The sequence below is a fragment of the Pseudoalteromonas sp. SG41-2 genome (assembly GCF_014164535.1).
GTDB classification, from domain to species: Bacteria; Pseudomonadota; Gammaproteobacteria; order Enterobacterales; family Alteromonadaceae; genus Pseudoalteromonas; species Pseudoalteromonas rhizosphaerae.
Genome location: NZ_JACJFK010000050.1, coordinates 1 through 12,644, shown reverse-complemented (window position 1 = coordinate 12,644; position 12,644 = coordinate 1). Strand labels below are relative to the sequence as shown.

The following is a 12,644-nucleotide window of genomic DNA, read 5'->3' as shown; positions in this document are numbered from 1 at the left end:
AACAAAAAAGTAACCAAGCAATAATGATGAGTTTAGTCATTGCAAATTCCTTTTGATGAAGTTCCATTACTTTTTTAATTAAGTTCACTTTTTAGGTAAATGCAAGGTGGGAGGATTAAATATTTCAAAATCATTAATGAGTTTGAAAAGTAGCAATACTTGGTTTTTGAATACAGAGATCAATAAAACACAGTCGTCAGCATGATCGGAAGCTTCTTATGGGTGACCCCTTTCAGATCTTTGGTGAAAAAGCATGGCGTGAGCGATATTGCTAACGCAACAGGATTAAATCGTGAAAGCTCGTATAAGGCGGTGAATGGTAAAACCAAAACTCGTTGCGAAACTTTTTTCAAGTGATAAAAGCACTTAACTTTCGCCTTACAACGCAAGTGGCGTAGGTTGGGGAGAGTGCAACGAAACCCTACTGGTGTGGTTTAAATTGTAGGTCGTTCTTAGGGCGATAAGTGAATTTCACCACCGAGAACTCAAATGCGCTTCGCTACACAGAGGTTAAGTATTGTTGTAGGAGATGGCTTCAGCCACGAATGATTTAACACTAGTGACAGAGTTAATCACCGTAGGCGTTGAGCTTGCTGACGCTTGTGGTTTGTAGGTTGGGCTTTAGCCCAAAAAGTGGTATCACTGCTAACTCGCTAACTTTTGTCGTGATAAATCTGCGACCTACATGAAAAACCTTATTCAAGGTTTAGCTTGCTGGCGGCAACCAAGGGGCGGCTGCCGCCGACCGCCCCTAGGAACCCCACGGCGCCCCGAGCATCACGCTTAATCCTTCAATGCACAATTGATGTGAACGTAAACGCCGAAGATAGGCCGACTCATGTACGCTTCCCAGTTCGGCCATCCATGGCCTCTCGTTCAAAGCTGCGCTTTTCACTCATGGCCTAGTTTCGCCTTATCGCGCATTGCCTACATGGATGTAGGTACTTAGGATTTATCGGGAACAAAATCATGCTATGCGCGATATTACTCATCAATTGCTTATTTTCAGGGCGTGATGATGAGGGAAGGGTGTTAAACGCCAGATTGGTTTTTGGTCTTGGCAATATGCAAGACCTAGCCCCACGGTTTCCAGTCATAGAAAGCACACTGCCTTTATGCACCTAATTAAGAATTACATTGTTTTGAGTGTTTTTTAACTAATTGATAATATTTAATAAGTGGATATAAGAAGATTAAAGCAACAAAAAATATGATGTTAGAAAATAACAACATTTCACTTCTAGTATAACCTCCAGCAGTAAACTCATAATAAAGCGCCAAAAGAACAGCTGTTATTTGAGCGTATATAATGAGTAACCAAATGATATGATGTAAAATATAACGTTTATATATAATACCTAAACATGCGCCGATAGTAAGAGTATCAAACGTAAATGTAAGACAACTCAGCCATGCTGGCTGAATTTTTTGCAAGCTTATATTGAAAAAGGAGTTATAGATGTCATAGCCTGTGGTAAGTAAAAGTAATAGGAGAAACAAGTACCAAAATATATTGCTTTTCATAGTATCAATACCAATAACCATAAGGTATATCGTTCGGATTTTTTGGTAGCTTTAACCAACCTTCACTGTCATCTATGTATCGTTTAGTAAAGTTTCTTCTTATCGCACCTGCTGGCGCAAGGTTTGCTAGTATTTTTAATAAATTGGTAGATTCATTTGAGCTGCGGCCATAAGTTTGAATCGTAAGTTTTATGGTAGGGTAAACTCTAGTATATGCTTCATTTGCATCTTTATGATTACCGATGAACTGGCGATATACGAAATGGCCTACTGAAGCGATTCTACCGGCAATACCTACTTTTTTCACAACACTCATTTCTTTTGATGAGCTCATAACTTTCCTTGTTCCTTTTTTGACCTATGCTGAAGTTCGATATTCTCACTTTTTTTTTGTAATGTAAACGAACAATTTTTTAAGGCTATGGGGCTTTCTGTTTACAAGCAGTTAACGCAAACGCGAAGATAGTCCAGACTTTCACGCTCCCCAGTTCGGCCATCCATGGCCTCTAGTTCAAAGCTGCGCTTTTCACCCATGGCAAGTCACGGTTTTCATTTCATTGCCTACATGGATGTAGGTACTTAGGATTTGTCGGGAACAAAATCCTGCCATGAAATGAATTACTCATCAATTACTTATTTTCAGTGCGTGATGACGGGGGAAGGGTTTTAAACGTGAAGTAGGTGTTTGGTCTTGGCTAAATACAAGAGCTGAGCTTGCGCAGTGAATCCAAGCATTCAAGAATGCTTGACCGAAAGTTTTTGTTGGCAAGTTTTTATATTTTTGATATTTATAGGTTTTATGCTTTTACAAATTATGATGCTTTATAGGATAGATAAAGTGGAAACTTTCCAGCTTCTATTTCGCAGTTACCTTTTATTGATCTAAAGTTTGTTGATTTAAGTCAATGTGTACTAATTAAGGCTAATTATCAGCCATTAGATAAGGATAGAATAAATGGATTCAATGCTCGAGTACTTGGGCTGGATATTTCTTATTATAATCCTTTTCATTATAGGAGGGGTTTTATTCAGGTGGGATAGAGAGAGTAAACATAAAAAAGGATTTGATTATGGGATAATAATTGCCGTAATAATACTTTGCTTATTCAGTAGTGTTAGCTTTTTTTACTTTTCTCGATTTAGTTTTAGTTTGGCAGAGCCTTTGAATAAGTGGGTTGATGCTGCCACTTACTTTAATAATGCCTTAAACCCAGTTTTATTAATCGTTACGATAATATTGCTCTACAGAACATGGAAAACGAGTAAATCAGAGCTTGAAGAAACTAGAAACTTAGTAAGTACCCAGCTTCTTCTTGAGCAATCTAATCGCCTCAGAGCTAGCTGTGAAAAATTGCAAAGCGTGATTAAAGCATCAATTAATAAATACGGTTTATTAAGCTCAGCTGTTTTATATTCATTTGAAAGAATGATTAATGAAATAGATCAAGGTGACAGTAAAGCTTTTATAAAAAATAACAGTTATAAGCAAAAGGAGGGAGTTGAATCTAGTTCTGAACTATTTACATCAGTACTCAGTCTCATTGAATCAGCAGATCTTAGTCATTACCTAAAAGACCCTGAGTGCAAGACTTTTTTAAAGCATGAATGTGAAGAGCTCGAGTATTTAAAAACCTTTGAAGACTTAATATCTGTGTTTGTAAACAAGCCTACTTCGGATGAAATTAGCTGCTTTAGCGGGATAGTTCTATTGAAGTGCTTGGATGATCTAAGAGGAGATGCTGTAGATTCCCCTTATTTATTTAAGGAATATGAAACATTGTATTATTTTAATTTGATTGCAGATGAGCTAGTTATGTTATTTGATTTGGCTAAGGATAGTGCTCAGAGGAAGTTAATAGAATCTTCTTATATTAGAACTATAAAGCTCGTATTCAACGAAAAGCAGTTAGATAACCTATGCTATATAAGTAATCGTGATGATCTTTTAGAGCTGCTGAAAATTAGTAGAAAGTGTGGTTTTCAATTATAAACCCTTCATATACCAATGGTTCACTTATTAGAAAGTTCCGGTCAAGCAGGCTGCAGTGTTTACTTGATCTTTTTATTCAAAAAAACATGTGTTTTTAATTTTAAACTCAATTTAAATATGACTACGCACCTAGCGCCTTCAACCGAAGTCACTGCCATAAAGACTAAAGTGATTTTTTACTATATGATTGGAAATCATACATTCTTCATTGGCACATAAGCTTATGTGGATAGACAAAATCACTGAATGAGCCATTATAATAAAAACAATGCGTTATATATTTGATACTTTTGAGTTTGATAGTACCAGTTTGGTACTTAAAAATAATGGTCAGGATTTGGCTATTCGACACAATGACGCCAAAGTGCTTAAGCTGCTTTTGCAACATTCAGACACTGTATTTAGTAAAGACGATATTTTATCGCAGGTGTGGCAAGACAAGGTTGTGAGCGAGCAGGCTGTTTTTCAAAGCATTAGTAATTTAAGAGGGCTTTTTGGTAGCCATGCAATTAAAACCTTTTCAAAACGAGGTTATCAATGGCAACTCAAAGTTGATGCAACCCATAGTGATACTGAAAAAGCGCCAAGCACTGAAAATTCAAATGTAGCAGAGCAGCCAACAGCGGCTTTAGCATTCCCACACCAGCGCAAAAAGTGGCTAATTATGGCGTTTACGGCGCTAACCCTTTTTGCTATTGCGTTGATGTATTTAATCGCCAAGCCATCAGGTAAAGTTAATAGCACTGTTATTAAAATTTCTTATATCCCGCTTAGTACTCAGTCAGACGCGCAGCGTGTCAATCTTAGTGATAATGAACATTTTGACTTTACTGAAATACCTCATTTAAATACTGCTTATTTTCAAGTTTCAGCCGATTATGAATATCCTCAATTGGCCAGTGAGCACCCGTTGATTTTATCAGGCTCTATGCGCACTTATAATGAAAAGACGTATATTGATTTTATTCTAAAGGGCCCTTTTGCTGATTGGCGCGGCCATGTGTTGGGGGCTGATCAACGCGATGCTACAAAACAGCTTTTAAGTCACTTACAGAATCCAGTTATTTATAACCTACTCAATGAAGCGCAAGCCCCAGCAGTTAAGCAAGCAAACTTAGCTATTGCTCACCAACAAGCATCTAATGATCTTATTATTCTTAGCCAGCTCACCGAAACTTATTTAAGGATGGGAGAGTTTGAAAAAGCGCTGGTGATGGCAAGTAAACTTGAAAAAGCGGCTATTTCACAAAAAAATACCCAATATGTGGGGAATGCTTTACTCTTTCAAAGTGAAGTATTAACACGAAAAGAACTATTTGATTTAAGCGCCTTAAAGCTGGCAAATGCGATAGAACAATTTAAAATAATTAATGATTTACCTCGACAAGCCGACGCTTTGATTGCACAGTCGTGGATAGATCACAATCAGGCAGATTATAACGCCATTAAGCATAGTCTGCTTACATCAGCCAAATTAGCCTTTGAGGCTCACGATAAACAACGTGAGCTTGATGCTTTAACTTACTTATCTGTGTTGGCGCATAAAAATAAACAAGAAGACGACAAATACCTTTATTTAAGAGAAGCCGAAAGTAAAATGAAGGCTTACCAATTTCCTAGCTATCACTTGGCTATCATACCGTTTCACTATGCTATTTTTACTAAGAACCTCGAGGATAAAGAGCCTCATTTAAAACAAGTAATAAAACTAGCTACATTGACGCCTGAGTTTTGGGCTGCACGAACGAGTCGTAGGCAATTAATGAAATACTATATAAGTCAAAACCGCCTGAAAGACGCACAAGTACTTATGACAGGTATTACATTAGATAGTGCAGATAACTCTTACTTGAAAACGTTGTTAGCAGATGCGCAAAACGATACTGATGCATTTATTAGTCACGCAGAGCGTACTTTTGAGCAAGCACAATTGTCGGGTAATCTTCGTCTTAGTTTAGACATCGCACTATTGATTTGCGGCTCTGACAATACCCAAGTAAATTATGATTTTTATTCTCAATATATCAATGAAAAAGGCAGTGACTATTGGCGACGGATAAATGAGGAGAAGCTGACGTCTTTGAGTTTATGAATTGTACTAAGCGCTTACTTAAAAACGTAAAAGGCAGCAATAGTGCTGCCTTGACGCTTTATTAAATAAGCTAATTCTGTTTGAAGTTAACCCAGTTTAGCTTCCAGTTTTTATCACGTGATTGTATCGTCAATTTATTTTTCCCTTTGTTTAAGTAAATGGTAGCGCCTGATTGGGTTTGCCATTGATGATATCCACCCGTGCTTGTTACCTTTACTGTGGCTAGCTCTTCATCATTCACTAATATTGCAAAGCCTTTTGTATCATAAGGAGCTGCTACTCGGTAGCTAAGCGAATAATTCCCTGATTTTGCGACCTCTAACTGATAGCTCATTATCGCCTTGTCACTTATGCCGCCTGGGCCCGTTAAATTGAATTTACCATCGATATCTGAGGTTCTTCCTACGGAGGAGCCGGTGATCTCACTTGCTGATTCTGCTTCCAATCTTCCAGGTATTTGTACCCAAGGTGCTCGTGTTTTTACCGTATTACTGTAATCACTTTGTTGATGACGCCTAACCGCTACCACCGTGTATTCATATTGATGGTTATCGATATTAGCATCTTTAAATATTGTTTCTACTATGTTTGGTGCTAATAGTTTAAATGTGCTGCCTATCGCTGAGTTCCTGTAAACACGATAACTTTCAATATCTGTTTGTTCGCTCTTGTCCCAGCTTAAAGTAACAAGACCTTGTTGTTGTTTTATGGTTAAATTAGTGACCGTGTCTGGGTAGGGTAAAACCGCATCACGCCTTAACTGTTCACTGTGTTGCGCTATTTTTAGCGTTTTTTTAAACTGCTTGGTGTTGCCTCCCATTGCTGGGGCTGCGCCATCAAGTGCAATCCTAAATCCTTCTACTGCACCGATAAAGTCTTTACCCATGACGCCTCTTTCACTAACCGCAAATGTATTCCAATGCCAGCTACCACCTCGTGCTACGCGGAATTCACAATTCTCACTTGTCCATGGTTGGCCATTAGTGGGTGCATTTTTATAGTTTTTTTTGTAACAGTCAGCAGTAAATTCAACCACATTACTAATCATGTCATGTAGACCAAATGGATTTGGTTTATACATACCAACGATGCTTGCATAAGCTGAGTGATCAACACAGTTTGACTTACCATTGAAGAAGTTAACATAGCTGGTATTGGTATCGCGTTGTAGTATATTTTCGCCCGTTAAATCAGCCGTATTCTCGTATTCACAAACGAGGGTTTGGTCGGGGTCGTCACCAAAATAATATTTACTGTTTGTGCCTGCTCTTGCTGCGTATTCCCATTCAGCTTCACTGGGCAGGCGATAAGGGCGACCTGTTTTCTCAGCCAACCATTGAACGTAAGCATTAGCCGATTTCCAGCCAATACAATTAACGGGTTGAAAGTCACTGGTGTTGAGCGAGTTGTTTTCCCATGTGCCTGCTGTTGCTCCATAATTAAACCAGCCATTTAATTGATGGATGCATTTAGTCGGCATGTCATAGCCAGACTCTTTAACAAAGTGACGAAACTCTCTGACGGTTACTTCATATTTTCCTAAGCTAAACTCGGGTAGCGTTACCTTATGAACAGGCTGGGCATCTTCTTTATCTATATCGCCCATCTGAAAAGTACCCGCAGGTATCGTGACCATGATGGGTTCAATCAAACCACTGGTACTTTCATTTGCATAAACTGCAGGGCTATTAATCGACAAGAAGAGAGGAATTATTAATTTATTTATTTTCATTTAGTTTTCCTTTTTAATGAGAGAGTAATAGTGGAAAATTAAGCAATAAAAATCTTATAAAAAATCTAAATGGTGGAAAAAATAGAAAAAACCTAGATGATTTTTTGATTAAAAGCTACAACTCTTTGTTTAACCAGTAAGAACTTAACTTCATATATCAAAGGTCTGGATTTATAATTTACCTATAGGTTGGATCTTAAGAAAATTTGAAGCTGAATGCTGAACAAAGCGACAAAGGGGTTAAGTTCTGAGGGATCGCCTAGATCCCCTAAGCACATTACTTTTGATAAGACATTCCATGTCGCGTTTGTTAACATTTATCTTGGCGTATGTATTCGGTGTAACGTTTTTTAGCGAATTCAATTACACCGTATTTTTTGCTGTTTGTTTTTTATACCGGAAAGTTCAGCACGCTCTCGTATAAATCGCTCTCTTCAATAAGATGTATTAACCGAATTTACTGCCAACTCACACTTAAATCTAGCGCTTCTCCTATACTCGAAGAACAAGGGCCAAAAACGGTATAGTCACCAATAATTCTCATAAATTTAGCCTGACGACTATTTGGCAGCGTTGATAAATCGAGTGTAGTATTAAGGCCATAAGGTTGCCCCTCTTCGACAAATTTATCGACGACAAGCTCATTAGCTTCATCACCATAAATTCCATTATCGTTGAGGTCAATCCAGACTTTCCATGAGGTAGATCGCTCTGTTACTCCAGTATCTCCTTGAATGTTGATGATAGTATTACTGGGATTTATCAGCTCTATCGGCATTTGGGTATAGTCCCATGCTGTTGAGTTATAATTAATGTCGTTGCCACCAATAGAAACATGAGTGATGTGCTTATCGACGCTAGCTGAGTTTATTGAGCAATACTGATCTGTTACCTGAATAAGCCGTTCAAAGGTATCTTGATCATCGGATTGATCAGTTACTGTCAACTTAATTAGGTAACTTCCTGATTCTGCGAAGATATGCTTAGGGCTGGCTTCTGTTGAAGTTTGACCATCGCCAAAATCCCATAACCATTGAACGACTTGATTCGTTGAGCGGCTATCATCGGTAAACTGAGTGCTTAATTTAATTTTATCTGCATTAAAATGGCTGAGCACTCCTTGGTCATAAAGTTTTATCTTTACCACCTTAAAAGCTTCAACGACATCTTCTTCAGAAAAGCCAGCAACACCAGCTTGTTGTTTAATACATTCTGCAGCTTCAGTTAGTGTGGTCAACGCACTCCAACAGACCTTGGCTGAATTTAAATACACTTTATAGGTAGGCTCTATGCCCCATTGATTTGATAGTAAATAAAATGGATAAGTGATCATACCAATGCGTAAATAGAAATTATCACCAGCCTCTTCATAATCAAGAAAACTATCAATGGCGCCATTCTCAGTTTTTATCTGATCGAGATGACGAATAAAACCGCCATTCTCTTGGCCGTGAATCCAATTATCTGAATGTCCCGTAAACTCATATTTTGCCATTACACCTGATATATCGCCAAAGGCTTCGTGTAAGGTACGAGCATCAGTACTAATTTCATGATCGAATTGATTTAAATCAGACACTCTATTTAAAACCCCATGGCCCACTTCGTGCGCAATGATGTCAAGTGAAGCCATAGAGTAAAATAACGGATACGCATCACCAAAGTTGGCATATGCACCATCCCAAAAGGCGCCTTGTTCATATTGTTGACCATAGTGAACACGGATTCTAATTTTGTCTTCCAGTGGCGGCTCCCCAAGGTATTTAACAAAGCTATTGTAAACGAATGTGCCGTAAAACATGGCGTCATTAAGCGTTGAATATGTCCAGACCCCAGTCTCATCATAAATCATATCTTCGGAATGTGTCGGCTGCGTATCACATAAAAATGAATAAGGAGGGAAAGCATTCTCATTAACGTCGTTAGGGAACTTATTGCTATTATTACTCTCCCCAGCTTCATCCTTAGTATTATTCATATGAGTAATGCTGACTAAACCATTATCAAAATACATAATCCACCTTGCTCTTCTGTGCGCTGAATTGAAATTTTCTTGCGACCTACGCCATAATCCCAAGTGTGAACTTTATTCCCCCCAGGCCCCGATAATTCAGCATTACCTATGAAATCATGAAAGGAAATAAGGGTACCTTTTGTGGCCTGTCCAATGGTGTTTACCGGCAAAAGCAATAGCGCATTGGTATTTGCAGGTATACTTGTATCCTTTGGAATATCAAGATGATAAACCGCTTTATCCATAGTTTTTAACCACGCATCGCCCTGTTTATTTCCTTGCTCATCTACCCAATAAACCCACACAGACTCAACTTTAGCGGAGTCACTATCAATAACTTCAGGGGCGACAATTGTTACGATGCCAGATAGTTTGCCAATAGAACTATCTTGATCACGAAAAAACGCATGTAATATTTGATTCGTTGGCACTTCAGTAACAGGGTTTAGCTGTTCTTCAATTGGCGGCTGTTTAATTGCAGGAGAGTCAGAGCTGCCGCCGCCACACGCAACAAGAAATAAAGTAATAAATATAGAGATACATTGTTTAAATCGAATAAGATTTAATTGGATGAGATTTGAGGGCAATAAAAGTGATTGAAAAAAAATCATTGGCTATCCTTAGTCAATTGGGTAGGTAAAAACAATATAAATCAATGTTATATGAGTTTATTTTGGTTTTTTACCATTAAGTTTACACTCTAGAACAAGTACGCTATTTTTTCAATTTATTTGGCTAAATTATAGACTATGTAGTGTAAGTAACTTGAGGTTTGGATTAGCCTATTTATTATCCAAAGCTAAGGTTAATTGACCCATTAGTTGAAGAATAATGTCACAAGGGCGACTATACTACTGGTTAAGAGCGTGCAGTATCGCGTATCTCCCAAATGTTTGTTCACCTAGTCAACGTTCGCTATCGCGGACTCAATCTGGTTTTCATAAAGAGTAGTACCGGGCAACGTCGTAAAATACTCGTCTGTTTGCTCGAGTCCGATACGTTGAGTATTGCGTGATGTCTAAGGGAACCCCCAAAATAATTATTAACGGTCCTTTTTCAGGTGTGTCGTACCGCGAAACTGGCTGGTATAATGCTAGCCATCGTTTCGTGCGGCTTGAGCCACAGGACTTTAAAATCCGTGTCCATCACAATCACGGGTCGGCAATCACTTGGCAGGATCAGTTTGTGCATTAAAAAAATTGTTTTTGTACTTTTGGATAATGGTGCTAAAAGCAGAACGTGCTTTCCCGATAGGGGGCAAAGAGCGAGCTTTACTGAACCGTCGGTCAATACATTTAGTATCATGTTTTTTAGTTGTTTTTGAATTTAAATAGCGAGCGATATAAGTTAAGGTGCATTGCTGACAGTGCAAAAGAGATTTAACGGCAGCGACTAAAGTATTAAATCTAGCTTTATGGATTGGGTTGGGGGTGACAGCGCGGAGTATATTGTGCAAAATAGTAAAGCATTCATGGTCTTTCGTGCTGTTTTTTAGCGGTTCATAAAATCACAAAACACCATGATTGTTCCCGTACTCCCTAAATTTTCAATACTATTAGTTCATTGATATATAAGGCCAATTCTTGGGAAACTTTTGGGTATTAGGATAAAATAAATAACTGAACAAAGGACTCTGAGATAACGCATGAAAAAAGCCATATTTACCCTTGCCATTGGCGATAACCCAATGTATCAAGCCGCAATTTTGAGTTTTAAGCATTACGCCGAAAAAGTCGGTGCAGATTTAATAATATCTGACAAATTGCACTATCCGATAAAGATCGAAAACCCAACATATAATGCAAGCCCTGCGTGGACAGAAAAACTGAGAATAGGTGAGTTGCTCGAAACATATGACAGAGTGCTCTACGTAGACGCTGATGTTTTAATTACACCTCATGCTAGAAATGTTTTTGACCTTTATACCGATTTGCAAACTGCTTATTGGTTTGATGAAGGTATTATTCAAGAGCGTGAGCAAGATGTCGCAATGGTATGTGATGCGCTTGGAAAAGTCGACTGGCCGCTCAAGAGTAATCGACCTATTTATTACAATGCGGGTATCATTCTGACGTCTAGCCAATGCCCACTTTTTAAAAAGACTACGCTCGATGATTTACACAAGGTTTGTAATAAAATAACGCATTATGACCAGAGCTATTTCAATTATACACTCCATAAAAATGGCATCGCACATAGCTCATTTGACAAAGCTTTTAACCGAATGGATATGTTTGGCAAAGAAGGTTACTTAGATGCTGACTTTATTCACTACGCAGGTAAAGGATACGCCAAAAATAGTCGGCGTCGTGATATACAGTTTTTAAAAGATTTTGCCCAGCTATATAAAGGGTTGGTATCTGAGAGTGAAATTGAACAACTCAAAGATAAAGCGTGGGATAACTTTTTAAGCACGGTATACGCCAAATATCCGCTGCCCAATTGGTTAATTGAGCTATGTAGCGAGAGATGCATTGATCGCTAGTTTTTTATAAAACTGTGTTTATTTTGTTTTTGATTTGTTGGTTCTTTGTGCATAACATTCTGCGTGTTGATATGAAGAACCAAACTACTCACCCATTATTGGCTTTTTGCTGATTGTCGGGATACATCTGCGACCGGCATTAAATTAGTCAGACTTTAAATAAATATAATTTAATCATTTTATGTCCTCCTTAAGGATTTTGCAGTCTCTATCAGCGCCGTAATGAAAGTCGTCATCCCAAGCAATATAGTCACTAATTTTATTTTGGCTTTTCCGGTTAGCGTAAGCTCTATCTATCGTATTAAAGTATAAAACTTCGGGTTCTCTAAAGTGTGGGTGTGAATTTTGTAAATATCGAACACAGTAGCTTATGTTGATCATATCCAAAATAATCTGCTTACTGATCTCAGTATCTAAATTTGGTATACGCCCTTGTTCAATATCAATAACCAGTTGTAATGTTGAAGCTGCGCCTAAACTAAAGGTGATGAGCTGTGGAGAATCAAACTTTTCATACACATAGCGCTCATAATCATCACGAATACCGTTATCATTTTGGTCAACACCGTCCAGCGTTTTATAGTCGTCAGGGTGTTCAGGTGGTAAATCTGGGATCAGGTAGAATGAATCTTTAATTTTTTGCCAACTACTATGAAGTTTAGGTTCGTTATTCTCATTCCAATAGCGGGCAAGGTAGTAGTCGGCTCCGTGTTTTACAAGGTTGCCACCTTGATACACTTTGTTTGCTTGCCATTTTTCTATCACAGTATTTTGCAGCCAAATCCAACCATCCCAATGGGGTTGGTT

Annotated in this window: 9 protein-coding genes; 4 read left to right on the top strand and 5 right to left on the bottom strand. The window is 38.2% G+C overall.

Annotated features, from left to right (window positions below):
- Nucleotides 1–201 precede the first annotated feature (201 nt).
- Nucleotides 202–357: a hypothetical protein gene (locus H5186_RS23425; protein ID WP_404676377.1), complete on the top strand. Its 156-nt coding sequence runs from the start codon at nucleotides 202–204 to the stop codon at nucleotides 355–357.
- A 1,171-nt stretch (nucleotides 358–1,528) separates the two neighbouring features.
- Here H5186_RS23425 and H5186_RS21820 read toward each other — a convergent pair.
- The gene (locus H5186_RS21820) at nucleotides 1,529–1,858 is read right to left on the bottom strand and encodes a hypothetical protein (RefSeq protein ID WP_182719586.1); all 330 of its coding nucleotides are present in this window, start codon (nucleotides 1,856–1,858) and stop codon (nucleotides 1,529–1,531) included.
- A 621-nt stretch (nucleotides 1,859–2,479) separates the two neighbouring features.
- On the opposite strand from H5186_RS21820, the gene H5186_RS21815 reads away from it, so the two are divergent.
- Nucleotides 2,480–3,514, top strand: coding sequence for a hypothetical protein (locus H5186_RS21815; RefSeq protein WP_182740863.1), 1,035 nt, complete (start codon nucleotides 2,480–2,482; stop codon nucleotides 3,512–3,514).
- Nucleotides 3,515–3,782: 268 nt separating this feature from the next.
- Nucleotides 3,783–5,606: a winged helix-turn-helix domain-containing protein gene (locus tag H5186_RS21810; RefSeq protein WP_182740862.1), complete on the top strand. Its 1,824-nt coding sequence runs from the start codon at nucleotides 3,783–3,785 to the stop codon at nucleotides 5,604–5,606.
- Between the two features lie 70 nt (nucleotides 5,607–5,676).
- Here the strand turns inward: H5186_RS21810 and H5186_RS21805 are convergent, their stop codons facing one another.
- The 3 genes from H5186_RS21805 to H5186_RS23195 all read right to left on the bottom strand — a co-directional run bounded on the left by H5186_RS21805 (nucleotide 5,677) and on the right by H5186_RS23195 (nucleotide 9,963).
- Complete coding sequence (locus H5186_RS21805) at nucleotides 5,677–7,338, bottom strand: SUMF1/EgtB/PvdO family nonheme iron enzyme (RefSeq protein ID WP_182794982.1); 1,662 nt, start codon at nucleotides 7,336–7,338, stop codon at nucleotides 5,677–5,679.
- A 457-nt stretch (nucleotides 7,339–7,795) separates the two neighbouring features.
- Nucleotides 7,796–9,352, bottom strand: a complete 1,557-nt coding sequence (locus H5186_RS21800) for a PKD domain-containing protein (protein WP_259400396.1) — start codon at nucleotides 9,350–9,352, stop codon at nucleotides 7,796–7,798.
- Complete coding sequence (locus H5186_RS23195; RefSeq protein ID WP_259398903.1) at nucleotides 9,331–9,963, bottom strand: hypothetical protein; 633 nt, start codon at nucleotides 9,961–9,963, stop codon at nucleotides 9,331–9,333. The genes H5186_RS21800 and H5186_RS23195 overlap by 22 nt, the downstream gene beginning before the upstream one ends.
- A gap of 1,034 nt (nucleotides 9,964–10,997) precedes the next feature.
- Here H5186_RS23195 and H5186_RS21795 point away from each other — a divergent pair.
- Nucleotides 10,998–11,837, top strand: coding sequence for a glycosyltransferase family 8 protein (locus tag H5186_RS21795; protein WP_182794981.1), 840 nt, complete (start codon nucleotides 10,998–11,000; stop codon nucleotides 11,835–11,837).
- Between the two features lie 174 nt (nucleotides 11,838–12,011).
- Here H5186_RS21795 and H5186_RS21790 read toward each other — a convergent pair.
- The coding region (locus tag H5186_RS21790) for a chitodextrinase (RefSeq protein ID WP_182794980.1) at nucleotides 12,012–12,644 on the bottom strand (633 nt) is incomplete at its 5' end.

What these genes read in the sequence shown, in the direction of transcription:
- H5186_RS23425 (WP_404676377.1), top strand. Translation starts at nt 202, where the DNA reads ATGATCGGAAGCTTCTTATGGGTGACCCCTTTCAGATCTTTGGTGAAA.
- H5186_RS21820 (WP_182719586.1), bottom strand. Translation starts at nt 1,858, where the DNA reads ATGAGCTCATCAAAAGAAATGAGTGTTGTGAAAAAAGTAGGTATTGCC.
- H5186_RS21815 (WP_182740863.1), top strand. Translation starts at nt 2,480, where the DNA reads ATGGATTCAATGCTCGAGTACTTGGGCTGGATATTTCTTATTATAATC.
- H5186_RS21810 (WP_182740862.1), top strand. Translation starts at nt 3,783, where the DNA reads ATGCGTTATATATTTGATACTTTTGAGTTTGATAGTACCAGTTTGGTA.
- H5186_RS21805 (WP_182794982.1), bottom strand. Translation starts at nt 7,338, where the DNA reads ATGAAAATAAATAAATTAATAATTCCTCTCTTCTTGTCGATTAATAGC.
- H5186_RS21800 (WP_259400396.1), bottom strand. Translation starts at nt 9,352, where the DNA reads ATGTATTTTGATAATGGTTTAGTCAGCATTACTCATATGAATAATACT.
- H5186_RS23195 (WP_259398903.1), bottom strand. Translation starts at nt 9,963, where the DNA reads ATGATTTTTTTTCAATCACTTTTATTGCCCTCAAATCTCATCCAATTA.
- H5186_RS21795 (WP_182794981.1), top strand. Translation starts at nt 10,998, where the DNA reads ATGAAAAAAGCCATATTTACCCTTGCCATTGGCGATAACCCAATGTAT.